This window comes from Caldimonas taiwanensis NBRC 104434, assembly GCF_001592165.1.
Classification (GTDB): Bacteria; Pseudomonadota; Gammaproteobacteria; order Burkholderiales; family Burkholderiaceae_C; genus Caldimonas; species Caldimonas manganoxidans.
Map to the genome: position 1 here is coordinate 93,746 of NZ_BCWK01000011.1, position 22,865 is coordinate 116,610.

The 22,865-nt window shown below is 66.6% G+C and carries 20 protein-coding genes; 13 read left to right on the top strand and 7 right to left on the bottom strand.

Annotation, left to right across the window (positions count from 1 at the left end; all coding sequences use genetic code 11):
• Nucleotides 1-65: 65 nt before the first annotated feature.
• The 4 genes from recQ to CTA01S_RS11010 all read left to right on the top strand — a co-directional run bounded on the left by recQ (nt 66) and on the right by CTA01S_RS11010 (nt 4,844).
• Nucleotides 66-1,910 (top strand): DNA helicase RecQ, encoded by a 1,845-nt coding sequence (gene recQ, locus CTA01S_RS10995; protein ID WP_232301050.1) that lies wholly within the window; start codon nt 66-68, stop codon nt 1,908-1,910.
• 196 nt (nt 1,911-2,106) lie between these two features.
• Nucleotides 2,107-3,318, top strand: a complete 1,212-nt coding sequence (gene sorT, locus CTA01S_RS11000; RefSeq protein ID WP_062195531.1) for a SorT family sulfite dehydrogenase catalytic subunit — start codon at nt 2,107-2,109, stop codon at nt 3,316-3,318.
• Between the two features lie 97 nt (nt 3,319-3,415).
• Nucleotides 3,416-3,775 (top strand): SorU family sulfite dehydrogenase c-type cytochrome subunit, encoded by a 360-nt coding sequence (sorU, locus tag CTA01S_RS11005; protein ID WP_062195534.1) that lies wholly within the window; start codon nt 3,416-3,418, stop codon nt 3,773-3,775.
• A gap of 163 nt (nt 3,776-3,938) precedes the next feature.
• On the top strand, nt 3,939-4,844 hold the full coding sequence (locus CTA01S_RS11010) for a 2-dehydropantoate 2-reductase (RefSeq protein WP_062195536.1): 906 nt from the start codon (nt 3,939-3,941) through the stop codon (nt 4,842-4,844).
• Here CTA01S_RS11010 and CTA01S_RS11015 read toward each other — a convergent pair.
• The gene (locus CTA01S_RS11015) at nt 4,828-5,262 is read right to left on the bottom strand and encodes an Ig-like domain-containing protein (RefSeq protein ID WP_019560452.1); all 435 of its coding nucleotides are present in this window, start codon (nt 5,260-5,262) and stop codon (nt 4,828-4,830) included. The two genes, CTA01S_RS11010 and CTA01S_RS11015, sit on opposite strands and share 17 nt — an antisense overlap.
• 103 nt (nt 5,263-5,365) lie before the next feature.
• On the opposite strand from CTA01S_RS11015, the gene uvrA reads away from it, so the two are divergent.
• A complete protein-coding gene (gene uvrA / locus CTA01S_RS11020) occupies nt 5,366-8,278 on the top strand; it encodes an excinuclease ABC subunit UvrA (RefSeq protein ID WP_084362399.1) in 2,913 nt (970 codons plus the stop codon).
• A 7-nt stretch (nt 8,279-8,285) separates the two neighbouring features.
• Here the strand turns inward: uvrA and CTA01S_RS11025 are convergent, their stop codons facing one another.
• Nucleotides 8,286-9,164 carry an alpha/beta hydrolase family protein gene (locus CTA01S_RS11025; RefSeq protein WP_062195544.1) on the bottom strand — a complete coding sequence of 293 codons (879 nt, stop codon included), beginning with the start codon at nt 9,162-9,164 and terminating at the stop codon, nt 8,286-8,288.
• A gap of 240 nt (nt 9,165-9,404) precedes the next feature.
• Here CTA01S_RS11025 and CTA01S_RS11030 point away from each other — a divergent pair, with 240 nt between their 5' ends.
• Nucleotides 9,405-10,127: a lipase secretion chaperone gene (locus CTA01S_RS11030; RefSeq protein WP_062195546.1), complete on the top strand. Its 723-nt coding sequence runs from the start codon at nt 9,405-9,407 to the stop codon at nt 10,125-10,127.
• 89 nt (nt 10,128-10,216) lie between these two features.
• Nucleotides 10,217-10,822 carry a 2-hydroxychromene-2-carboxylate isomerase gene (locus tag CTA01S_RS11035; protein ID WP_062195549.1) on the top strand — a complete coding sequence of 202 codons (606 nt, stop codon included), beginning with the start codon at nt 10,217-10,219 and terminating at the stop codon, nt 10,820-10,822.
• Between the two features lie 9 nt (nt 10,823-10,831).
• Here CTA01S_RS11035 and CTA01S_RS11040 read toward each other — a convergent pair whose 3' ends face one another.
• Nucleotides 10,832-11,824: a tripartite tricarboxylate transporter substrate binding protein gene (locus CTA01S_RS11040; RefSeq protein ID WP_019560447.1), complete on the bottom strand. Its 993-nt coding sequence runs from the start codon at nt 11,822-11,824 to the stop codon at nt 10,832-10,834.
• Between the two features lie 270 nt (nt 11,825-12,094).
• Between CTA01S_RS11040 and CTA01S_RS11045 the strand changes: the two genes are divergently transcribed.
• Nucleotides 12,095-14,584, top strand: a complete 2,490-nt coding sequence (locus tag CTA01S_RS11045; protein WP_062195552.1) for a PAS domain S-box protein — start codon at nt 12,095-12,097, stop codon at nt 14,582-14,584.
• A 22-nt stretch (nt 14,585-14,606) separates the two neighbouring features.
• Here CTA01S_RS11045 and CTA01S_RS11050 read toward each other — a convergent pair whose 3' ends face one another.
• Both CTA01S_RS11050 and CTA01S_RS11055 read right to left on the bottom strand, forming a co-directional pair.
• Nucleotides 14,607-14,963, bottom strand: a complete 357-nt coding sequence (locus CTA01S_RS11050) for a phage holin family protein (protein ID WP_026330101.1) — start codon at nt 14,961-14,963, stop codon at nt 14,607-14,609.
• A 64-nt stretch (nt 14,964-15,027) separates the two neighbouring features.
• A complete protein-coding gene (locus CTA01S_RS11055; protein WP_232301051.1) occupies nt 15,028-15,489 on the bottom strand; it encodes a hypothetical protein in 462 nt (153 codons plus the stop codon).
• Nucleotides 15,490-15,742: 253 nt separating this feature from the next.
• Here CTA01S_RS11055 and CTA01S_RS11060 point away from each other — a divergent pair, with 253 nt between their 5' ends.
• The 4 genes from CTA01S_RS11060 to CTA01S_RS11075 all read left to right on the top strand — a co-directional run bounded on the left by CTA01S_RS11060 (nt 15,743) and on the right by CTA01S_RS11075 (nt 21,060).
• Nucleotides 15,743-16,708, top strand: a complete 966-nt coding sequence (locus CTA01S_RS11060; RefSeq protein ID WP_062195554.1) for a TerC family protein — start codon at nt 15,743-15,745, stop codon at nt 16,706-16,708.
• A gap of 226 nt (nt 16,709-16,934) precedes the next feature.
• The gene (locus CTA01S_RS11065; protein ID WP_062195557.1) at nt 16,935-19,187 is read left to right on the top strand and encodes a TonB-dependent receptor; all 2,253 of its coding nucleotides are present in this window, start codon (nt 16,935-16,937) and stop codon (nt 19,185-19,187) included.
• Nucleotides 19,188-19,279: 92 nt separating this feature from the next.
• Nucleotides 19,280-19,963: a Fe2+-dependent dioxygenase gene (locus CTA01S_RS11070; RefSeq protein ID WP_019560441.1), complete on the top strand. Its 684-nt coding sequence runs from the start codon at nt 19,280-19,282 to the stop codon at nt 19,961-19,963.
• Nucleotides 19,960-21,060 (top strand): alpha-hydroxy acid oxidase, encoded by a 1,101-nt coding sequence (locus CTA01S_RS11075; RefSeq protein WP_062195560.1) that lies wholly within the window; start codon nt 19,960-19,962, stop codon nt 21,058-21,060. Before CTA01S_RS11070 ends, CTA01S_RS11075 begins: the two co-directional genes overlap by 4 nt.
• Nucleotides 21,061-21,076: 16 nt before the next feature.
• Here CTA01S_RS11075 and CTA01S_RS11080 read toward each other — a convergent pair whose 3' ends face one another.
• Nucleotides 21,077-21,442: a ribbon-helix-helix domain-containing protein gene (locus CTA01S_RS11080; protein WP_019560439.1), complete on the bottom strand. Its 366-nt coding sequence runs from the start codon at nt 21,440-21,442 to the stop codon at nt 21,077-21,079.
• 70 nt (nt 21,443-21,512) lie between these two features.
• A complete protein-coding gene (locus CTA01S_RS11085; protein WP_062195562.1) occupies nt 21,513-22,091 on the bottom strand; it encodes a DJ-1/PfpI family protein in 579 nt (192 codons plus the stop codon).
• Nucleotides 22,092-22,403: 312 nt separating this feature from the next.
• Here CTA01S_RS11085 and CTA01S_RS11090 point away from each other — a divergent pair, with 312 nt between their 5' ends.
• Complete coding sequence (locus tag CTA01S_RS11090; protein WP_019560437.1) at nt 22,404-22,826, top strand: SWIB/MDM2 domain-containing protein; 423 nt, start codon at nt 22,404-22,406, stop codon at nt 22,824-22,826.
• The last annotated feature ends 39 nt before the right edge of the window (nt 22,827-22,865 follow it).

Here is a 22,865-nt window from a genome sequence, read left to right on the forward strand (position 1 = left end):
CGAGGCGGGCTTGACGTAGCATCGCGGCTTGCCTGCCGGTCCGTCCTCGTGTGATTGTCCATTCCGTGACTGCTCCCAGCGATCCGCTGTCCATCCTTCAGGAAGTCTTTGGCTACCCCGCCTTTCGCGGTCGCCAAGCCGAGATCGTCGAGCACGTGACCGCAGGCGGTGATGCCTTGGTGCTGATGCCCACCGGCGGGGGCAAGAGTCTGTGCTACCAGGTGCCGGCCATCGCCCGCCACCGCCGCGGCTGCGGTGTGACCGTGGTGGTCAGCCCGCTGATTGCGCTGATGCACGATCAAGTCGGTGCGCTGGAGGAACTCGGCGTGCATGCGGCCTTTCTCAATTCCACGCTCAGCCTGGAGCAAGCGCAGCAGGTCGAGCGCGAGATGCGGCATGGGCGCCTGGTGCTGCTATACGCCGCGCCCGAGCGCGTGACCACGCCGCGCTTTCTCGCCCAGCTCGATTCGCTGCGCGAGCGCGGCCTGCTCAGCCTGTTTGCCATCGACGAGGCCCATTGCGTCAGTCAATGGGGCCATGACTTCCGCGCCGAATACCTCGGGCTGTCGGTGCTGCACGAGCGCTACCCCGAGGTGCCGCGCATCGCGCTGACGGCCACCGCCGACGAGCACACCCGCGCCGACATCCTGCAGCGCTTGGCGCTGCATGAGGCGCGGGTGTTCATCAGCAGCTTCGACCGGCCCAACATCCGCTACCACATCGTCGAAAAAGACAACCCGCGCGTGCAGCTGCTGCGCTTTTTGCGCGCCGAACACGCCGGCGATGCCGGCATCGTCTACTGCCAAAGCCGCAAGAAGGTGGAAGAGACGGCCGCCTGGCTGACATCCGAGGGCATCCCGGCCTTGCCTTACCACGCCGGGCTGGAGGCAGCCGTGCGCCAGCAGCATCAGGACCGCTTTTTGCGGGAAGACGGCTTGGTGATGGTGGCCACCATCGCGTTCGGCATGGGCATCGACAAGCCCGATGTGCGTTTCGTCGCCCATCTGGACCTGCCCAAGAACATCGAAAGCTACTACCAAGAAACCGGCCGTGCCGGCCGTGATGGCGAGCCCGCCCAGGCCTGGATGGCCTATGGCCTGGCCGACGTGGTCCAGCAGCGTCGCCTGATCGACGACAGCCTGGCCAGCGAAGACTTCAAACGTGTGCAGCGCGCCAAGCTCGATGCCTTGCTGGCCCTGGCCGAAGCGCACGATTGTCGCCGCGTGCGGCTGCTGGGCTATTTCGGGGAAACCAGCCAGCCCTGCGGCAATTGCGACAACTGCCTCAACCCGCCGGCCACCTGGGACGCCACCGAGGCCGCGCGCAAGGCGCTGTCCTGCATTTACCGCTTCCGCCCCAAGAGTTTCGGCGCCGGCCACCTGATCGACGTGCTGCGGGGCCAGCGCACCGCCAAGGTGCAGCAATACGGGCATGAGGCGCTCAGCACCTTCGGCATCGGCGCGGACTTGTCCGAAGCCCAATGGCGTGCCGTGCTGCGACAGCTCATTGCCCGGGGCTACGTGGTGGCCGAGGGCGAATTCAACACCCTGTCGTTGGCCGACGGTGCGCGCGCCGTGCTGCGTGGCGAGGTGTCGCTGCGCCTGCGCGTGCCCCACGACGCGCGGTGGGGCCGCACGGCCGTGGGCGCACGGGCCAAGGGAGCCCGCCTGGCGGCGGCCGACTTGGATGCGCCGGCGCAGGCCCGCTGGCAGGCGCTCAAAGCCTGGCGCGCCGAAGTGGCGCGCGAGCACAACTTGCCGGCCTACCTGGTCTTCAACGATGCCACGCTCGCGCAGATGGCGCGCGAGTGTCCCCAAAGCCTCGAAGCCTTGGCCGGCATCAGCGGCGTGGGGGCCAAGAAGCTACAGGCCTATGGGCACGAATTGCTGCGGGTGCTCGACAGCGTCTGACGCGGCACGGGCGATGGCGCGCTCGTGCTGCGGTGCCGCAAACCCATGAGCCGGGTGCAGTTTTGGCGCGCCGAGTGTGTAACAAGGCGCAACATTTACCGCCAGCGTCATAAGCTCTTGTCACACTTCGCGGTGGCTTCTTGCCGGCGTGGGCTGGCAAGGGGCTGATCTATCGATGCATCAGGAGAGACAGACCATGCAAGAGACTCCGACCTCGCTGCCGCGCCGCCACTTGCTCGTGGGCAGTGCCAGTGCGTTGGCCGGCGTGGGTTTGGCCACCTGGACCCGCGGGGCCGTGGCTGAAACCGCGGCAGCGGCCAAGCCGCTGCCGACGTATGCGAACTGGAAGAGCGCTTCGGCGCTGATCGTGCACAGCAGCAACACGTTGGAGACCAAGCGCAGTGCGTTTGGCACCAGCGTGATCACGCCCAGCGAGCAGCTTTTCGTTCGCAACAACCTGCCGGCGCCGGACCCCTCGATCCTGGACGATCGAGACGCTTGGACGGTGGCCTTCCAAGGGGTGAAGAATCCGCGCGAGCTCACCCTGGCCGAATTGAAGACCCTGGGCATCGAGACCGTGGCGATGGTGCTGCAATGCTCGGGCAACGGCCGTGGTTTCTTCCCGCACAAGCCCAGCGGCACGCCCTGGACGGTGGGGGCGGCCGGCTGCGTGGTCTGGAGTGGCGTGCCGCTGAAGAACGTGGTGCAGGCCCTGGGCGGCCTGGTCGATGGGGCCCGCTACATCACCGGCACCGGCGGCGAGAAGATCCCCGAGGGCGTGGATCCGAATACGGTGAAGGTCGAGCGCTCGGTGCCGATCGCCGCCTTGGACGACGCGCTGCTGGCCTGGGAGCTCAACGGCGCGCCGATCTCGTTGGCGCATGGCGGCCCGTTGCGCCTGATCGTGCCGGGCTACACCGGTGTCAACAACATCAAGTATGTGAAGAACGTGGCCTTCACGCCGCGCGAGACCACGGCCGGCATCATGGCCAACCGCTACCGCCTCAGCCCCGTGGGCACCAAAGGCAGCCCCGAGCATGAATCGGTACTGACCATGAGCGTGAAATCCTGGATCAACGGCCCGCTGCCCGAGCAAGGGCCGCTCAAGGCCGGCCGGGTGCAGATTCACGGTGTGGCTTTTGGCGGCATCGAAGCGCTCAAGGGTGTGGAGGTGTCCATCGATGGGGGCAAGACTTGGCAGGCCGCGCGCCTGGTGGGCCCCGATCTGGGCAAATACGCCTGGCGCCAATTCGTGTTCGCTGCCGACCTCAAGCCCGGCACCTACACCCTGGCCAGCCGGGCCACCGATGTCAAAGGCAATGTCCAGCCTGAGCAGCGCGTGGAGAACCAGAGCGGCTACAACAACAACAGCTGGGCCGACCATGCGGTGACCATCACCGTGGCCTGAAGCCACGCTGCGCGCGAGGCTTCGGCCTCGCTGCGGTGCATCCAGGCACACCGTGCGGCGCACGGTGTGCGTTACGAAGACCTGCCCCGTTCCCACGATGCGCGAATTCGCTTCTTCTCGAGTCTGGCGCGGGTGCCGGGCCGCTGCGGTGGCCTTGGCCTCGACGCTCGGCCTGGCGGCCGCCCAGGCCAATGAGGCCGAGCGGCTGGCCCTGGGCAAGCAGCTGTTCTTGCGGGGCGCCACCCCGGCCTGCGCCGTCTGCCACACCTTGGCCGATGCCGGCGCACAAGGCGCCGTGGGCCCCTCGTTGGACGAACTGCGTCCGGATGCCGAGCGCGTGGCCAAGGCCGTGCGCAACGGCATCGGCGTGATGCCGTCATACGAGCAAACGCTCAGTCCCACGCAAATCGAGGCGTTGGCGCTGTACGTGGCGCATGCCACGGGCGCCAAGCGCTGAGCCCGCTCGTTCGATGCGATCATCGGGGCGTGCCGGTGGCCGCTGGCGGGCGCGCTCGGCGGCCTGCGCGGGTCTTGGAGGCCGACGCCTCCGGCCCCGATGCGAGGGCTTTGACGAAACGATGCGCAGGACGCCATGAGGAGGACGCCATGAGGAAGACGCCATGAAATGGGCGGTCATGGGGGCTGGCGCCGTGGGCTGTTACTACGGGGGCATGCTGGCGCGCGCAGGCCACGAGGTGGTGCTCATCGGCCGAGCGGCGCATGTGCAGGCCATCCGGGCCGCTGGGCTGCGGTTGCACACCACGCACTTCGATGAGACGGTGCAGGTGCATGCGGACACCGAGGCCGCATCCGTCGGCCGGGCCGACGTGGTGCTGTGCTGCGTGAAATCTTCGGACACCGAGGCGGCCGCGCGCGCGATGCAGCCCCATCTGCGCGCCGATGCCCTGGTGCTCAGCCTGCAAAACGGGGTGGACAATGCCCAGCGGCTGCGTGCCGTGCTCGCGCAGGAGGTGCTGCCGGCGGTGGTCTATGTCGCCGCCGAAATGGCCGGCCCCGGTCATGTGCGCCATCATGGGCGCGGCGAGCTGGTGATCGGCCCCAGCCCGCGCAGCGACCGCCTGGTCGAGGCTTTTGGCCGGGCCGGGGTGCCGGTGCAGGTGTCAGATGACGTGATCGGCGCACTGTGGGCCAAGCTCATCCTCAATTGCGCCTACAACGCCCTGTCGGCCCTGGCTCGGCAGCCCTATGGTCGTTTGGTGCAGGGCCCGGGCGTGGCCGAGGTGATGCGCGACGTGGTGGACGAATGCCTGGCCGTGGCTCGTGCCGAAGGCGTGAGGGTGCCCGGCGACATGCATGAAGCGGTGCGTGCCTTGGCCGGCACCATGCCGGCCCAGTATTCCTCCACCGCGCAAGACCTCGCGCGCGGCAAACCCACCGAAATCGATCACCTCAATGGCCTGGTGGTGCGCCATGGCCAGCGGCACGGCGTGCCCACGCCGGTCAACCGGGCGTTGTGGACCCTGGTCAAGCTGATCGAAGCCGGCCCGCTCAGGGCAGGAGGGTGACGCTGACGGTGGCGCTGTCGGTGCGGCGCCCGACCACATCGACGGCCTGCGCGAAATAGCCCACCGAGCCACTGGCATCCGAAGGCAGCACGGTGCTCCAGGTGTAGGGGCTGCGCCCCACGCTGCCCAAGAGCACGCTGCCGCCGCTGCTGCTGCGGCGATAGAAGATCACTTCCTCGATGCCCTGGTCGTCGCTGGCGGCTGCCGACAGGGTGATGGTGGCGCCGGCCGGGGCGCTGGTGGGCGAGACCACCAGCGAGACAGCCGGGGGGTGACGATCCCAGTCCTCCTGCCAACCGATCCAGCCGTGCTCCCATCCCAAGTAAATGCCCCCGCCGCAGCCGCCCAGCACGGCCAGCGCCAGGCCGGCCAGCGTGGCCGGCCAGCGGCGGGGTGACATTCGTTCGGGATGAGCCATGAGCGCATCCTAGCGCCATGAGCCGCTGCGTGGCCATGGGGCCTGCTCACCCTCGAGGGCTTGTCGCACTATGATGAACGGTTTTTCCTGCCTGCAGCGATCCATGTCCGAGCGAGCGCCCGTTGCTTCTGCCCCGTCGGCCGATGCCCCCATGATCCGCGTGCGCGGCGCGCGCACCCACAACCTCAAAAACATCGACCTGGACTTGCCGCGGCAGCAGCTCGTGGTGATCACGGGGCTGTCGGGCTCGGGCAAGTCTTCGCTGGCGTTCGACACCTTGTACGCCGAGGGACAGCGCCGCTACGTGGAGAGCCTCTCGGCCTACGCGCGGCAATTCCTGCAGCTCATGGACAAGCCCGACGTCGATGTGATCGAGGGCCTGAGCCCGGCCATCAGCATCGAGCAGAAGGCCACCAGCCACAATCCGCGTTCCACGGTAGGCACCGTCACCGAGATCCACGATTACCTGCGCTTGCTCTATGCCCGAGCCGGCACGCCCTTCTGTCCGGATCATGAACTGCCGCTGCAAGCCCAAAGCGTCAGTCAGATGGTCGATGCCGTGCTGTCGCTGCCGGAGCAGACGCGGCTGATGATCCTCGCGCCCGTGGTGCGCGAGCGCAAAGGCGAGTTCGTCGAGCTCTTGCAAGACATGCAGGCCCAAGGCTTCGTGCGCTTTCGCATCGGCTCGGGCGCTCAGCCCGGCGTGATCTACGAGGCGGCCGAACTGCCCAAGCTGAAGAAAACCGAAAAGCACGACATCGACGTGGTCGTCGATCGCTTGAAAATCAAGCCCGGGCTGCAGCAGCGCTTGGCCGAGAGCTTCGAGGCGGCCTTGCGCATTGCCGATGGCCGCGCGATCGCGCTGGAGATGGACACGGGCGTCGAGCACCTGTTTTCCAGCAAGTTCGCCTGCCCGGTGTGCAGCTACTCGCTGCCCGAACTGGAACCGCGCCTGTTCTCCTTCAATTCACCGGTGGGCGCCTGCCCCAGCTGCGACGGGCTGGGCGAAGTCACGGTCTTCGACCCGCAGCGCGTGGTGGCCTTCCCTTCGCTGAGTCTGGCCAGCGGCGCCATCAAGGGCTGGGACCGTCGCAATCCCTACACCTTCTCCATGCTCGAAAGCCTGGCGCGGCATTACGGTTTCGATCTGGAGACGCCGTTCGAGGAATTGCCCGAAGCGGTCCGTCGCGTGATCCTGTATGGCTCCGGGGAGGAAGCCATCGAGTTCGTCTACGAGGCCGAAGGCCGCGGCGGGCGCAAGCGCAGCGTCAAGCGATCGCATCCCTTCGAGGGCATCATTCCCAATTTCGAGCGCCGCTGGCGCCAGACCGATTCGGTGGCCGTGCGCGAGGAGCTGGCCAGCTACCAAAGCAACAAGCCCTGTCCGGCGTGCCAAGGCACGCGCTTGCGTCGCGAGGCCCGGCACGTGCGGCTGGTCGATGCGCGCGGCGGTCAGGGGATGGCCATCTACGAAATCTCGCGCGCCACGCTGGCCGAGGCGCTGGGCTATTTCGACGGCTTGCAGCTCCAAGGCGCCAAGGCCGAGATCGCCGACAAAGTGATCCGCGAGATCCGCTCGCGCTTGCGTTTCCTCAACGACGTGGGGCTGGACTACCTGAGCCTGGACCGCAGCGCCGAGACCCTCAGCGGTGGCGAGGCGCAGCGCATCCGCTTGGCCAGCCAGATTGGCTCGGGCCTCACCGGCGTGATGTACGTGCTCGATGAGCCCAGCATCGGCTTGCACCAGCGCGACAACGACCGCCTCATTGCCACGCTCAAGCACCTGCGCGATCTGGGCAATTCGGTGCTGGTGGTCGAACACGACGAAGACATGATTCGCGCCGCCGATCACGTGGTGGACATGGGGCCAGGCGCCGGTGTGCACGGCGGGCGCGTCGTCGCGCAAGGCACGCCCGAGGAGGTGGCCGCCTGCGAGGCATCGCTCACCGGCCAATACTTGGCACGCAAGCTCAAAATCGCCGTGCCGGCGCGCCGCCGAAAGCTGGCCGACAGCGCCGTCCCCCAGGTGCTGAAGATCGTCAATGCCCGCGGCAACAATTTGCGCGGCGTCACGGTCGAGATTCCGGTGGGCTTGTTCACCTGCGTCACCGGGGTGTCCGGCTCGGGCAAGTCCACGCTGGTCAATGACACCCTCTATGCCGCCGTGGCGCGCAAGCTCTACCAGAGCCATCTCGAGCCTGCGCCGCACGACGAGATCGAAGGTCTGGAGGTCTTCGACAAGGTCATCAACGTCGACCAGTCCCCCATCGGACGCACCCCGCGATCCAACCCTGCCACCTACACCGGCTTGTTCACCCCGATTCGCGAACTCTTCGCCGAGGTGCCCACGGCCCGCGAGCGCGGTTATGGGCCGGGGCGGTTTTCCTTCAACGTGCCTGGCGGGCGGTGCGAGGCCTGCCAGGGCGATGGGGTGATCAAGGTGGAAATGCACTTCCTGCCCGATGTGTACGTGCCCTGCGATGTGTGCCACGGTCGGCGCTACAACCGCGAGACGCTGGAAGTGCTCTACAAGGGCAAGAACATCACCGAGGTGCTGGACCTCACGGTCGAAGACGCCTATGACTTCTTCAGCGCCGTGCCGGCGATCGCGCGCAAGCTCAAGACCCTGCTGGACGTGGGTCTGGGGTATGTGAAGCTGGGCCAGAGCGCCACCACGCTGTCTGGCGGCGAGGCCCAGCGTGTCAAGCTGGCGTTGGAGCTGTCCAAGCGCGACACCGGGCGCACCCTGTACATACTGGATGAGCCGACCACGGGCCTGCATTTCCACGACATTGGGTTGCTGCTGCGCGTGCTGCATCAACTGCGCGATCACGGCAACACCATCGTCGTGATCGAGCACAACCTGGATGTCATCAAGACCGCCGACTGGATCATCGACATGGGCCCCGAAGGCGGGGCCGGTGGTGGCACCGTGGTGGCCCAAGGCACGCCCGAGGACATTGCCCGCCACCCGGCGAGCCACACTGGCCGCTATTTGCGGCCTTTGCTGGACTGAGCCAAGCTCAGTACGGACAGTTGTTGTACGAACGCGAGACCTCGTAGCTGCTGACCACGCGGTTGTATTCCGCACCGCAGACGAAGGGGCTGTAGCGCGTGTCGTTGTCGACGAAGCGCTTCATCCACGAGATGCCCAGCTTGCCCAGCGTGGCATCATGCCCACCGCCGTTCATCACGCAGAAGTGGTCGTCATTGCGGATCTCGACATAGTTCTTGCGCGTGCTGTTGGGAATGGCGTTGTAGAACGGGATCGCATGGCTGAACACCGGGGCGATGCTGTCGTCCTGACAGCCGAAGATCATCGTGGGCACGCTGACCGTGCGGAAGGCCGTGGACGAGGTGTTCCAGGGTGCCATCGGGATGGCGGCTTTGTAACTGGGATTGTCACGCGCGGCCAGCAGCGAGCCGCCTCCGCCCATCGAATGGCCGGCCACGGCGCGGCGGCTGGTGTCGACCTTGCGGTAGATCGGGCTGCTGCTGCGGCCGTTCTGCGTGGCCAGGTAGTCCAGTGCTGCCTTGAGCTGACGGGCGCGGCTGTCGGGCTGGTCGTACAAGGTGATGGTGTCGATCACCAGCACGACGAAGCCGTGCGAAGCCAGGCGCTCGCCCCAGAAGGTCATGGTCGAGGACGTGCCGGTGAACCCGGGCGACACCGCGATGGCGCCGTAGGTGCCGCTGGCGGTCGGATAGTACAGGCGTCCGCCGCCGAAGCCGCTGACCGAGGTGCGCGACACCGAGGTGCTGCGGATGGCAAACGGCCCGTTGCGTTCCAAGGCCGAAGCCGTGGGATCGGGGCCTTTTTGATACTGCGCCTGGGCCAGGCCCGGTGCGGCCAGCGCGGCGCAGGCGGCCAGCAGGATTGTTGAGAGGGTCGATGGGCTCATGGGTGTCTCCGAAGGTTGTGGTACGAGTGCTGCACACGGCGGGAGCCCACGCGCAGCGTGGGCCCGACTCGGGGTCATCCCCTTGAAGTGCACGGCCGTGCATTTCCATAATTGCACACCCGTCTTTTTTGCTGCCACGGGTTTTCCCAAGGATGCGGGAAGGTCCTGTCTCCCGGGGCTCACCCCGGTTCAGGGCAATCCCTGAAGCTTGGCGAGCCGGTGGTGGCGCAGGATGCACCCATGCGGATTTCTCGACGCACTCTCGGTTGGCTGCTGGCGGCCGCACTGTGGGCGACGGCGGCCATCGTTCTGGCCCCTTGGCAGGCTGCCCCCTCGCAGCCGGCAGGGCCATCGCCCCATGCTGCGGCAGCGGGCGGGCCGGCGGCGGAACGCAGCGCCGCGGACCTGCCGGGCATGCGTGAGCCCATCGATCTCATGGGTCTGACCGTGGATGCGGCACGCTTGTTCGAAATCGGCTATGCTGGCGGGTTGCTGATCGATGCACACACTCGCGATGCGCTGGAGATCTTGCTGGCCCAGTGGTCCGACGAGCCCAGCGCCGAAGACCTCGAGCGGCTGGAATGGACCCTGCGCGACGGTTTGCCGGCGGCCGATGCGCAACAGGCCCTGGCCTTGGTGCAGGGCTACCGGGCCTATCTGAAGGACATGCGAGCCGAGTACCAGCGCTTGGGCATTCCTGCCAGCTGGCAGGACGCACAGACCTTTTTCGCGCAGATGGAGGCCGTGCAGCGCCGGCACTTTGGGGACGAGGTCGCCGAGGCCCTGTTCGGTCAGGACTTGCGCCACGGGCGTCTGCTCATGGAGGCTGCTTTCGTCGCACGCGACCCCTCGCTGGACCCGCAGGCGCGTCAGGCGCGCCTGGCGGCGTTGCGCGCGCAGCTGCCCGAGGCCTTGCGTGAGGCCATTGCGCAGGAGACGCTTGCGCCAGATCCGGGATCTTGAGCGGCCTTGGGGGGCTGGCGAAGGCACGGCGGCGCGGGCCGGGCGTCTGGCTTACAGTGGCGGGAACTGCCTCTGTGGAGGGTGTCCCCATGCCCTTGACCGTTGATTACTATCTCGCTCCGCAGTCACCCTATGTCTATTTGGGGCATCTGCGTTTTTGGGACATGGCCAAGCGCCATGGCGCGACGATCCGCGTGCTGCCGATGGATCTCGGCGGCAAGGTCTTCCCGGTCTCGGGCGGTGTGCCGCTCAAGCAGCGGGCCCCCCAGCGCCAAGCCTATCGATTGCTGGAGCTCAAGCGGTTTGGCGAGTATCTGAACATTCCCATCCATCCCGAGCCTGCCTACTTTCCAGTGGCCGGGGATGATGCGGCCAAGCTCATCGTGGCCGTGGACCAGAAAGACGGGACCGAGGCCGCGATGCGACTGGTGGCGGCCATCACGCGGGCCGTGTGGGCCGAGCAGCGCAACATTGCCGATGAGTCCGTCCTCGTGGCACTGCTGCGCGAAAGCGACTTGCCGACCTCGCGCATCGAAGATGCCCACAGCCAGGCGGCGCACGAGCGCTACGAAGCCAACACCCAACAGGCCATCGCCGCAGGCGTGTTCGGTGCGCCCAGCTATGTCATCGAGGGCGAATTGTTCTGGGGCCAGGACCGGCTCGATTTCGTCGAGCGCCGCCTAGCCCGGGGGTGAGAGGGCTCGTCAGTCCACCTTCGCTCCGGAGGCCTTGACCACGGCCGCCCATTTCTTGATCTCGCTATCGATCAGACGGGCGAACTCCGCCGGGGTGTTGCCACTGGGAATGGCGCCCTGAGACTGCAGCCGCTCTTTGATCGCCGGGTTGGCCAGGGCTCGGGCGGTTTCCTGCTGTAGGCGGTGGATGATATCGGCCGGTGTGCCCGCAGGGGCCAACAGCCCGAACCAGGAGGTGGCCTCGTACCCCTTGAGCGGACCGGCCTCGGCAATCGTGGGCACCTCGGGCAGCGCCTGGGATCGCTGCGCGCTGGTCACGGCCAGGGCCTTGAGCTTGCCGGCCTTGATGTGCGGCATCGAGGACGGCAGGTTGTCGAACATCAAATCCATCTGGCCGCCGATCAAATCGGTCAAGGCTGGCGCGGAGCCCCGGTAGGGAAAGTGCACCATGAAGGTGCCGGTCATGGTCTTGAACAACTCGCCCGACAGATGGATGGACGTGCCGTTGCCACTGGAGGCCATGTTGAGCTGGCCCGGATGGGCGCGCGCATAGCGAATCAGATCGGGCACCGAGTCGATCTTGTACTGCGCCGCCTTGGCCGGATTCATCACCAACACATTGGGCACGGCGGCCACCAAGGTCACGGGGGCGAAGTCGCGCACCGGGTCATAGGGCAGCTTGTCATACAGCGAGACATTGATGCCGTGCGTGCCCACCGTGCCCATCAGGAAGGTGTAGCCATCGGGCGCGGCGCGGGCCACTTCGGCGGCGCCGAGATTGCCGCCGGCGCCAGGCTTGTTGTCGATCACGAAGGTGTGTCCGAAGGCCCGGCTGAGCTCGGGGGCCAGCGCACGCGCCAAGATGTCGGTGGTGCCGCCCGGGGCAAAGGGGACGACGATGCGCACCGGCTTGGTGGGCCAGGCCGACTGGGCCTGCAGGCCGGGCGCACAAGCCAGCGCAAGAGCGGCCAGACACAGGCCGCGGCGGGTGAGGCGTTTCATGCAGTCTCCATCATCGATCGGGGATGCCGTGCAGTGTGGGCGAAGCCGCCAGCGCCGGGCATCGGGGCGATCCCCTGGGCGGCATGCCCCTTGCATGCCGCCAGCCGGGCTTTGCGGCCATTGGTGGGAGATATCGGTAGGAATTCACGCCAGGGCCCGGCCCCTGGGGCTGGCCAGGCTTGTCCTGGGGTGATCGCCTAGGGCGCTGGCGCGACCGGCCGCCTAGAATCCGGCGCGACGTTGTCTCACCTGTGGATCGACCCACGCGCCATGCCTGCCTCGAAGCGCCAATGGAGCGCGTTTTTGCCTCGTGCCGACCAGCGCTGGCGTGTCTCGGCTCTGAACGTTCTGGCCTTGGCGCTGGCCGTCCTCGCCCTTGGAGGCCGATACGCTGGCTTGGGGGGCTGGACGCTGGGGGGCGGCGGGGCGGCCTTGGCCGTGGCCTTGGGGTGGCACCTGCGCAGCATGCTGCGCGAAGCGCACGCGCAGCTGCGCGCTCATCGGACCATGTTCTTGCACTCGCCGGCGGCGCTGATCCTCCATCGGGAGCGGCAGATCGTCGCCAGCAATGAGGCCGCGGCCCGCCTCATGGGCCTGCCCGAGCCCAAGGCGCTGACGGGCTGCGACCTGCTGTCTTTCTTCGACGAGGCTTCGCGCGCGTGCGCACTGGAGCGGCTGCAGGCGCTGGCCGACCTGGCGCCGGGCCAGAGCCTGCCCTTGGAAGATTTGGTGATCGTCCAGCCCGGTGGGAGGCAGGTGATCGTCCAAGCCACGTGCTCGCGGGTGGACCTGCCCGACGGGCCGGCCATCGAATCGATGTTCGTCGACGTGACTGCGCTGCGTCAGGCCCAATCGGCCTTGCGTCGGTCCGAGGCGTTGCTGGCGGGCTTGTTCGAAGCCTGTCCGGACATCATCACGGTCACCGAGCCCGAGACCGGGCGCTATGTGCGCGTCAACCGCCGCTTCACGGACATCATCGGCTACACCTCGGAAGAGGCCGTGGGGCGCACCGTGCTCGAATTGGGCCTGTTGCCCAACCAGGCCGAGCGGCAGCGCTTCCTGGCCGAGATCGAGCGCGAAGGGTGCTTGGTCGATTTCCCGATGTGCTACCGCGCCAGAGACGGTCGTCAGATTCCAATGCGGATCGCCGGGCGCGTCTTCGAGGTCGAGGGCCAACGCTATTTGCTGGTGATGTCGCGCGACATGAGCGAGCATCAGCGTGTGCTGGCCGAGTACCGCGCCATTTTCGACAACGCCTCGGTGGGCATCGTGTTGGTGCGCCAGGGGCGGATGCACCAGGTCAACGAGCGTTTCGAGCGCATGCTGGGCTGGCCGGTCGGCGCTTTGACCGGCCGCTCGGTGCGCGACATCTGGCCCAGCCAAGAGGTGTTCTCCCAGGTGCGCGCCACCGTGCGGCAAGCCCTCGTCTCGGGGCAGCCGCTGGACTTCGAGTGGCAGATGTGGCGGCGTGATGGCCGTCCGTTCTGGGCGCGCTCGCGGGCCACCGTGCTGCGGGACCTGTCCTTGCCGGCGCCCACCCAGGATGGGCGCGACACGATCTGGATCGTCGAAGATGTCACCACCGAGCGCGAGGCCATTGCCGAGCTTGCCGCGGCCAAAGAGCAAGCCGAGGCGGCCAGCCGGGCCAAGAGCGCTTTTCTGGCCAACATGAGCCACGAGATCCGCACGCCCTTGCACGGCGTGCTGGGGCTGGCCCAGCTGGCGGCCCAGCCCGATGTCGAGCCTGCACGGCGCGAGGATTACTTGCAGCGCCTGATGGAGAGTGCCCGCGGGCTGTCGGCGGTGATTTCCGATGTGCTGGATCTGTCCAAAATCGAGGCCGGCCGTCTGACGCTGGAGTCCGTCGAGTTCGATCTGCACGAACTGCTACAGACCTTGCATGACACCCATGTCGAGCTGGCGCGAGCCAAATCGCTGGACTTCACGTTGCAGCGGCCCGTGGACTTGCCAGCACGGGTGTGCGCCGACCCGGTGCGGTTGCGGCAGATCCTGAACAATTTCCTCAGCAATGCGCTGAAGTTCACCGAGCGTGGCCGCATCACGTTGCGGGTGCGTCGTGGGGCCCGGGGATGCTGGCGCTTCGAGGTGGAGGACAGTGGCCCAGGGATCGAGCCGGCCTTGCACGGGCGCTTGTTCGAGCCCTTCTCCCAGGCGGATGACTCCGTCACCCGTCGCTACGGCGGCACCGGGCTGGGTCTGTCGATCTGCCGCCAACTGGCGCGCCTGATGGGCGGCGAGGTGGGGGTGCACAGCCAGCCCGGCCACGGCAGCGTGTTTTGGGCGGAACTGCCGCTGCGCGAGGTGCAGCCTCACACCCTGCCGCAGATGTTGGGGGCCCCGGAGGGATCGGTGCTGCACGGGGCCAGGGTCTTGGTGGTGGAAGACAACCCGGTCAACATGCTGATCACGGCCAGCATGCTCGAGCGCTGGGGCGTCGAGGTCGTGCAGGCGGAGCATGGGCGCCAGGCCTTGGAGGTCTTGGAACGCGATGCCGGCCGCTTCGACGCCGTGCTGATGGACTTGCACATGCCCGACATGAGCGGCTACGAAGTCACGGCCCGAATCCGCCGCCGTCATGGGCCTGAGGCCCTCCCGATCATCGCGCTCACGGCAGCGGCCATCGTGACGGAGCAGCAGCGAGCGCGCGACATCGGCATGAATGACTTCCTGTCCAAGCCCATCGACATGCACGATCTTCACGCCACGCTCCTGCGCTGGGTCGGCACGCGCGTGGCCTGATCCTCTGGCCGGGCCGCGAGCCTCAGCGGCTGGGCCCGAAAAGCCGCTGCAAGGCCGCATCGATCACCAGGCCGAGCACGCTGTAGATCAGCGAGCCCACCAAGGCCGCGGTGAAGTGGGGCACGGTCAGGCCATCCAACAGGTAGCCCGCGAAGTAGAACAGCAGCGCATTGATCACGAACAGGAACAGCCCCAGCGTCACCAGGGTCACCGGCAGGGTCAGTAGCACCAGGACCGGACGCACCACGGCATTGAGCAGGCCCAGCACCAAGGCGGCGACCAGCGCAGCCCCAAAGCTGGCCACTTGCACCGTGGGGTAGACATAGGCGACGAAGATCAGCGCGGCGGCCAACAGGCCCCAGCGCACCAGCATGAGCATCATGCGCCCAGCATAGCGCAAGCCTGCCGCGGCCCGAGGCCACCCCAAGGAGCGAGGCGGGTGCTCAGACTTCGGACCATGCGATCAAGGCCCCCAGCCCCAAGGCCATCAGGCTGAGCTGCCACCGCGACCGCGAAGGCGGCGCCACGGCAGGGGCGGCGGCCTTGGGCCGTCGCAGGTCCACGACCCGATCCGGCTGCAGGCTGTCCAGCAACGCATCGAGCGGCCCGCGTGCCAGCACACAGCGCACCCGCAGGCCGCGTGCGGCCAACCAGGGTTGGAGTTCCCCGAACAGCCGGTGGGCCCACTTGTGGCGCCAATGCTCGCGCGCACCATGCGAGACCCACTTGGACACCCGGTGCGTCAGGCGTGGCGCGCAGCCCACCAAGACGATCTCGACGGGCTGCGCCTGCATCGAGGGGTGTTGCAGCAGAGGCGGCATGTGCTCGCGCGTGTGGGCCGCGTCGTCCACGAGAATGACCATCGTGCGCATCGGGCTCATCGGCAGGGGATGGGAAGGATCCAAGTCTGGTCCGTCGGACCGTCCCAAGGTCTAAAGCCCCAAAACTCGACGGGTTTACTTGCCGAGCTTGGGCGGGCGGCTCGACAATGTGGCCTGTCGAAAGGGGAGTAGCACTCGGCCCCCCGCCGAGGCGACGGCCCGTCAGTACGGACGCATCCGCCCGGATGCGCCCGGGCCCCGCAGGAAGCCCGCCCGCCAGGTCGGCGCTTCGCCCCGCAAGACCTTTCGGCGCAATCCAACCTTTCGTGGAGTGTTCATGAACACCATTGCGCCGACTTGGCTGTGGGTCTTTTTTGTCGTTTCCGTGCTCGTCGCGCTGTTCATCGACTTCGTGGTCCTGCGCAAGCAGGGGGCGCACGAGGTGTCGGTGAAAGAAGCGCTGAACTGGTCCATCGTCTGGGTCGCGTTGAGCTTCGCCTTCAACGGCCTGTTCTGGTGGGCCGTGGCGCAGGACCATGGCACGGCCGTGGCCAATGAAAAGGCCACGGAGTTCTTGACCGGCTATCTCATCGAGAAGTCGCTGGCGGTCGACAACATCTTCGTGTTCTTGATGATCTTCACCTACTTCGCGGTGCCGCCGGCTTACCAGAAGCGGGTGCTGATGATCGGCATCATCGGCGCCATCGTGCTGCGCACGGTGATGATCCTCCTGGGCAGCTGGCTGGTGGCGCAGTTCCACTGGCTGCTGTATGTCTTCGGTGCCTTCTTGGTCATCACCGGCATCAAGATGTGGTGGGCTGCGGGACAGGAGTCGAATCTGGACGACAACCCCGCGCTGAAGTGGCTGCGCCGCCTGATGCCCGTGTCGAAGACCTTCGACGGCGAAAAGTTCTTCACGATCGAAAACGGCAAACGCATCGCCACGCCCTTGCTGCTCGTCGTGGCCCTGGTGGGCGTGATCGACGTGATCTTCGCGGTGGACTCCATCCCGGCGATCTTCGCGATCACGACCGACCCCTTCATCGTGCTGACGTCCAACATCTTCGCCATCCTGGGCCTGCGTGCGATGTACTTCCTGCTGGCCGCCATGGCCACCAAGTTCCACCTGCTCAGCTATGGCTTGGCGGTGATCCTGGCCTTCATCGGCACCAAGATGCTGCTGATCGATGTGGTGAAGATCCCGGTGTTCGTCTCCTTGGGGGTGGTGGCGGCGATCTTGGCCATCACGATGATCCTGAGCGTGCGCACCGCACCCAAGCTGCCGCAGCGCAAGTCCTCTTGACCTCTTGAGGGCCCGGATGGGCTGGTGCCGTCCGTGCGCCAAGCGCGCGGCTCGGTCGGCGAGGCTGGTCAATCTCAATAAGAATCATTATCATTATGTAAATTTTCGTTCCGAACTCGCCGTCCCCGCCAGCTTCGAGAGGCCCTGATCGGGCCTCGTTTCTCGCCAGCCAAGACCCGCCGTTCGGAGGTGTCTTCTTTCATCACCCTCGCTGGAGAGAAACTGCATGGCACGTAAAGCTCGCGCCAAGGCGCGTTTGCGCCCGATCCACCGTTGCACCGATGCGCCGAACGGGGTGCCGCGGGTCGGCCCGGCGGCCGCACTGATGGCCAGCCTGGCCGTCGGCGGCGCTTGGGCGCAATCGACGACGACGCCCGCCACCACGCAATCGTCGGCACTGCCCGAAGTCAAGGTGCAAGCCACGGTCGAACAAGATCCCAAGCAAAGCCTGCGTGTCAATCGCACGGGCATTGGCAAGGGCGACCAGGCCCTGCGTGACATCCCGCAGTCGGTGACGGTGATCACCGAGCGCTTGATGGACGATCGCAATCTCGATGATTTCCGCGAAGTGCTGCGCACCACCGCCGGCGTGACCTTCCAAGCCGGCGAAACCGGTGAGGAAGACGTGCGGCTGCGTGGCTTTTCCTTGCTGCAAGCCGGCGACATTTACATCGACGGCCGCCGCGACCCGGGCCTGCAAGAGCGCGACACCTTCAATTTGGAGCGGGTCGAGGTGCTCAAGGGCTCGGCCTCGATGCTGTTCGGTCATGGCTCGACCGGCGGGGTGGTCAATCAGGTCAGCAAGCGACCTTTCCTGATGAACCGGCACGAGCTCAATGTCTCGGTGGGCTCGGGCAACAACCATCGCCTGAGCGCCGACTTCAACGTCAAGACCAGCCAGGATGCCGCCTTGCGGATCAACACCTTGATCCACGAGGCCGACAACTGGGGCGCCAGCATCGACAAAAAGGGCATTGCCCCGACCTACAACTGGGGCATCGGCACGGCCGACGAATTCCTGGTGGGCTTCTATCACCTGGAATACGACAACAAGCCGCTGTACAACCATCCGTGGTTCAACATCAACGGCAAGATCAAGCCCTCGCTGCCGGCGAAGAACTACTACGGGCTGGACAGCGACTACAACAAAGGCGGCTCGACCTACGGCACCTTGCAGCACATCCACCGCTTCAGTGCCGATGCGGAGCTGAAAACCACGCTCACGCATGGCCGCTATGAGCGGGATCTGTGGGCCTCGGTGATCCGGTTTGCCAATGCCTCGGCCCAACCGAATGGACAGACGGTCACGCCCGAGAACCTCGGCCCCGACACCGTGCTGACGCGCACCGGCAAGGGCCGCCGCGGGGTCAGCGACATCACCACGCTGCAAAGCGATTTCTCCAATCGCTTCGAAGCACTGGGCATGCGCCATCAATTGATCGCCGGTGTGGAGTTCACCCGTGACGATGCCCAGCGCAACAACAACGCTGCCGGCGGGGCGCGACCGAACACCACCGTGGGCACGCCCGACGACGGCGCCAGCATCGCCGATACGCGCGTGATTCCGATGAACCGCTTCGACGCGCGCAACTACAGCGCCTACGCGCAAAACACGGCCGAGCTGACCGATGCGCTCAAGCTGGTGGCCGGGCTGCGCTATGACCGATTCAAAGCCGAATTCCGCGACACGGCGGGCAACCGCGCGGAGATGGACGAGTCGCTGTGGAGCCCGCGCGTGGGCCTGCTGTTCCAGCCCAACGACTGGTCGTCCTACCACGTGTCGTACGGCACGTCGTACAACACTTCGGCCGACACGTACCAGCATGCGATCAACGCCAACCTGGGTTCGACCACCAACCAGCGTCTGATCAACACGCCGCCGGAAAAGAGCCGCAACTTCGAGATCGGCGGCAAGTTCGACCTGCTGGACAACCGGTTGTGGATCAGCACGGCCTTGTTCTACTCGGAGAAATACAACGAGCGCAACACCGACCCGGACACGGCGGCCACGCAGGAGCTGCTGTCGGGCAAGCGGCATGCCGCGGGCCTGGATCTGGATGTGGCCGGGCGCATCACACCCCAGTGGGATGCGTTCCTGTCCTACACCTGGATTCCGGATGCTCGCATCGACGAGAGCAATGTCACCAGTGCCATTGCGCAGCAAAAGGGCGACCGCCCGGGCCTGACGCCCAAGCACATGGCCAGCGTGTGGACCACTTACCGGGTGCTGCCGCAGCTGCGCCTTGGGGCGGGGTTGAACCATCGTGGCAAGCAAAGTCCGGAAGGCAACCGGACCATCGAGGCGCCCAGTTTCACCACGCTGGATTTGATGGCCGAGTACGCGTTCAACGAGTCGCTGTCGCTGAAAGTCAACGTCAACAATGCGACCGACAAGTTGTACGCCGACTCGCTGTACCGCGGCTTTTATGCGCCGGGCGCACCTCGCACGGTGCAGGCCACGCTCAAAGCCGTGTTTTGATCTGCCCCGGGGCCGACATCTCGGCCTTGGCGCGACAATCGCAGCCGCTGTGCCGTGCACAGCGGCATTTTTCATTGCGGAGATCGTTCCACATGCTCTTGCATTTGCGCCAGGTGCTCAGCGCCGAAGAAGTCCGCCAAGCCCGCCAGTGGCTGGCCGAAGGCCCTTGGATCGATGGGCGCGCCACGGCCGGCAGCCAAGCGGTGCACGCCAAGAACAACCTGCAGCTCAAACAAGACAGCCCGGCATCGCGCCAACTGCAGGCGCTGGTGTTGCAAGCGGTGCAGCGGCATGCGGTGTTCTTCTCGGCGACCTTGCCGAAGAAGATCTTCAACCCCTTGTTCAACCGCTACGGTGGGGCGGCCAATGCCTATGGCGCGCATGTCGATGGGGCGGTGATGCATTCGCAAGCCACGGGGCAGCGGGTGCGCTCCGACGTGAGCTGCACCGTGTTCTTGTCCGAGCCGCAGGAGTATGACGGCGGCGAGCTCATCATCGACGACACCTTCGGTCCGCGCAGCGTCAAGCTGCCCGCCGGCGATGCGGTGATCTATCCGGGCACCAGTGTGCATGCGGTCAGCCCGGTCACGCGTGGCGAGCGTCTGGCCAGCTTCTTCTGGATCGAAAGCATGGTGCGCAGTGACGAGCAGCGCCGCCTGTTGTTCGATCTGGACCGCCATTTGGTGGCCTTGCGCGAGCTGGCGGGCACCGAGGCGGCGGTGGTGGGCCTGTCCGGCACCTATCACAACCTGCTGCGCATGTGGGCCGACACATGAGCGCCCCGGCCATCAGCCCGGCCGACTATGAGGCGCTGGCACGCCAGCGCCTGGACGACCAGGCCTGGGCTTATCTGGCCGGCGGCGCCGGCGACGAACTCACGGTGCAGGCCAATGTCGGCGCTTGGCAAGCCCTGCGGCTGCAGCCGCGCGTGCTGCGCCCCACCGCGGGCGGACATACGGGCTTGCGCCTGCTGGGGCGCGATTGGGCGCATCCGATCTTGCTGGCGCCGGTGGCGCATCAGCGCCTGGCGCATCCGGATGGCGAGCTGGCCACGGCCTTGGCCGCTTCGGCGCAGCAAGCAGGCATGGTGCTGAGCCTGCAGTCGAACACGGCGGTGGAGGTCGTGGCGCAGGTCGTCCATGCCGAGCCGCAGGCCGGGCCCTTGTGGATGCAGCTCTACCCTCAGCCCGACCGCGGCTTTTGGCGCGAACTCGTGCAGCGCGCGCAGGCCGCCGGCTGCGAGGCCCTGGTGCTCACGGTGGATGCGCCGGTCAGCGGCGCGCGCGACCGCGAGCGGCGGGCGCAATTTCGGCTGCCGCCAGGCGTGTCGGCCGTGCATCTGGCCGGGCGGCCGCCTGCGGTGGCCCCGCCGGTGGGGCCTGGCCGCAGCGCCTTGTTCGACGGCCTGCTGCACGCCGCGCCCACCTGGGACGACGTGGACTGGCTGTGCGCCGCCACCGAATTGCCGGTGCTGCTCAAAGGGGTGATGCACCCGGCCGACGCGCGCGAGGCGCTGCGCCATGGCGTGGCTGGCCTCATCGTCTCCAACCATGGCGGGCGGACCTTGGACACGGCAGCGCCCACGGCGCTCGTCTTGCCGCAGATCGTGCAAGCCGTCGAAGACCGCGTGCCGGTGCTGGTCGATGGCGGCATTCGCCGAGGCACCGATGTCTTCAAGGCGCTGGCTTTGGGGGCGCGGGCGGTGCTCATCGGCCGTCCGCAGGTGTGGGCGCTGGCCGCCGCCGGCGCGCATGGGGTGGCGCATCTGCTGCGGCTGCTGCGTGACGAACTCGAAATCGCGATGGCCTTGTGCGGCTGCGCCACGCTGCAGGACATCACCGCGGAGTGCTTGTTCGATCCGTCGCGCCCTTGAGCGCCGACTCGGTGCGTCAGTGCGGCCGGGGCGCGGCCCAGCGCTCGGGCAGGCGGTCGAGCACCTGGCGCGCGTCCAGCGACGCGATGGGCACCGACAGATCGCTGGGGATGCGTTCGTGCACCTGCAGCGCCAGGTAGCGCAGCGCGCTGACGCGCAGGAACGAGGCGAAGTTGCCCACCCGTCCGCGCGCGGCCACCAGCTCGTCATACAGCTTTTCGATGAGCTGCGTCACGCCCAATCCGTCGCGCTGGCCAATCTCGGTCAGCACGTCCCAAAACAGGTTTTCCAGCCGGATGCTGGTGACCACGCCGTGCAGACGCACCGAGCGGGTGCGCGATTCATAGGATTGGGGGTTGGCGCGGATGAAGATCTCGCACATCGGTGTCTCCTCGCCGCGCCGGCGCGCGGTCCGCTTCAACCATAGCCGCTGTGCCGCGGCCTTGCCAAGCTCAGGCTTCGATGCGTGTGCCCAGCACCTTCAAAAACTGCGCCAGCCAAGCCGGGTGCGCCGGCCAGGCTGGCGCGGTCACCAAGCGGCCGTCGGTGATGGCCTGGTCCACCGCGACGGCGGCATAACTGGCGCCGGCCAGCTCCACTTCGGCGGCGCACGCCGGGTAGGCCGAGACCTGCTTGCCACGGATCACGCCGGCGGCCGCCAGCAACTGGGCGCCGTGGCAAATGGCGGCGATGGGTTTGTCGGCCTTGGCGAAATGCTGCACGAGGGCGATCACCTCACGGTTCATGCGCAAGTACTCCGGCGCGCGACCGCCAGGCACCACCAAGGCATCGTAGTCTTCGGCCCGGACCTCGGAAAAGCTGGCATTGAGGGTGAAGCGATGCCCCGGTTTTTCCGAGTACGTCTGGTAGCCGTCGAAATCGTGGACGGCCGTCATGACCCAATCGCCGGCGCGCTTGTCCGGGCATACGGCGTGCACCGTGTGGCCCACCATCGACAGCGCCTGGAATGGCACCATCGTTTCGTAGTCTTCGGCGAAATCGCCCACGAGCATGAGGATCTTCTTGGCCATGGCTGTCTCCTGTCTGAACGGGTTGAACGAAGGGGGCCAACCATTGTGGGCAGCCTCTGCCGACGATGGGTAACAGCCCGTTGTTGCACCGTCCAGGAGCGTGGGCAGGGGGGCTGGCCCTGCCTTGTGATGCCAAGCCGCGACAAAACCGCATCAATACTGGGTGGTGCGGCGGTTTTCCCTCTGAAAACGGCTTCTCAGGGGCATGCGCACGCAGTACCATTCGCGACGCAGGCGTTCGGCAGGAACGAGGGCTCATGCGGTTCTCGCCCCGACCCGGCACATCAACCACTCATGATGGAGAGATTCGAAATGGCAACTGCGAAAAAGGCTCCCGCCAAAAAGGCGGCAGCGAAGAAGGCCGTGCCGGCCAAGAAGGCCCCGGCCGCGAAGAAGGCGGCGCCGGCGAAGAAGGCGCTAGCGGCGAAGAAGGCGGCCCCGGCCAAGACGGCCGCGGCCAAAAAAGAAGCCAAGCCCAAGGTCAAGCGCACCCCCAATGCCGCCTTCATGAAGGCGATGACCCCCAGCAGCGCTTTGGCCGCGATCGTGGGCGACAAGGCCCTGCCCCGCACCGAAGTCACCAAGAAAGTCTGGGACTACATCAAGAAGAACAAGCTCCAGGACGCGGTGAACAAGCGCATGATCAATGCCGACGCCAAGCTCAAAGAAATCTTCAAGAAGGCCCAAGTCTCGATGTTCGAGATGACCAAGCTGATCAACAGCCACCTTCAGTGAGCCGCCGCTGCGGCCGCCTGCAAGCCCGGCTGCTGCCGG

What these genes read in the sequence shown, in the direction of transcription:
- CTA01S_RS11015 (WP_019560452.1), bottom strand. Translation starts at nt 5,262, where the DNA reads ATGGCTCATCCCGAACGAATGTCACCCCGCCGCTGGCCGGCCACGCTG.
- CTA01S_RS11040 (WP_019560447.1), bottom strand. Translation starts at nt 11,824, where the DNA reads ATGAAACGCCTCACCCGCCGCGGCCTGTGTCTGGCCGCTCTTGCGCTG.
- CTA01S_RS11025 (WP_062195544.1), bottom strand. Translation starts at nt 9,164, where the DNA reads ATGAGCCCATCGACCCTCTCAACAATCCTGCTGGCCGCCTGCGCCGCG.
- CTA01S_RS11070 (WP_019560441.1), top strand. Translation starts at nt 19,280, where the DNA reads ATGCTCTTGCATTTGCGCCAGGTGCTCAGCGCCGAAGAAGTCCGCCAA.
- sorT (WP_062195531.1), top strand. Translation starts at nt 2,107, where the DNA reads ATGCAAGAGACTCCGACCTCGCTGCCGCGCCGCCACTTGCTCGTGGGC.
- CTA01S_RS11030 (WP_062195546.1), top strand. Translation starts at nt 9,405, where the DNA reads ATGCGGATTTCTCGACGCACTCTCGGTTGGCTGCTGGCGGCCGCACTG.
- CTA01S_RS11050 (WP_026330101.1), bottom strand. Translation starts at nt 14,963, where the DNA reads ATGCTCATGCTGGTGCGCTGGGGCCTGTTGGCCGCCGCGCTGATCTTC.
- CTA01S_RS11065 (WP_062195557.1), top strand. Translation starts at nt 16,935, where the DNA reads ATGGCACGTAAAGCTCGCGCCAAGGCGCGTTTGCGCCCGATCCACCGT.
- CTA01S_RS11045 (WP_062195552.1), top strand. Translation starts at nt 12,095, where the DNA reads ATGCCTGCCTCGAAGCGCCAATGGAGCGCGTTTTTGCCTCGTGCCGAC.
- CTA01S_RS11010 (WP_062195536.1), top strand. Translation starts at nt 3,939, where the DNA reads ATGAAATGGGCGGTCATGGGGGCTGGCGCCGTGGGCTGTTACTACGGG.
- CTA01S_RS11085 (WP_062195562.1), bottom strand. Translation starts at nt 22,091, where the DNA reads ATGGCCAAGAAGATCCTCATGCTCGTGGGCGATTTCGCCGAAGACTAC.
- CTA01S_RS11035 (WP_062195549.1), top strand. Translation starts at nt 10,217, where the DNA reads ATGCCCTTGACCGTTGATTACTATCTCGCTCCGCAGTCACCCTATGTC.
- CTA01S_RS11090 (WP_019560437.1), top strand. Translation starts at nt 22,404, where the DNA reads ATGGCAACTGCGAAAAAGGCTCCCGCCAAAAAGGCGGCAGCGAAGAAG.
- CTA01S_RS11080 (WP_019560439.1), bottom strand. Translation starts at nt 21,442, where the DNA reads ATGTGCGAGATCTTCATCCGCGCCAACCCCCAATCCTATGAATCGCGC.
- CTA01S_RS11060 (WP_062195554.1), top strand. Translation starts at nt 15,743, where the DNA reads ATGAACACCATTGCGCCGACTTGGCTGTGGGTCTTTTTTGTCGTTTCC.
- CTA01S_RS11075 (WP_062195560.1), top strand. Translation starts at nt 19,960, where the DNA reads ATGAGCGCCCCGGCCATCAGCCCGGCCGACTATGAGGCGCTGGCACGC.
- uvrA (WP_084362399.1), top strand. Translation starts at nt 5,366, where the DNA reads ATGTCCGAGCGAGCGCCCGTTGCTTCTGCCCCGTCGGCCGATGCCCCC.
- sorU (WP_062195534.1), top strand. Translation starts at nt 3,416, where the DNA reads ATGCGCGAATTCGCTTCTTCTCGAGTCTGGCGCGGGTGCCGGGCCGCT.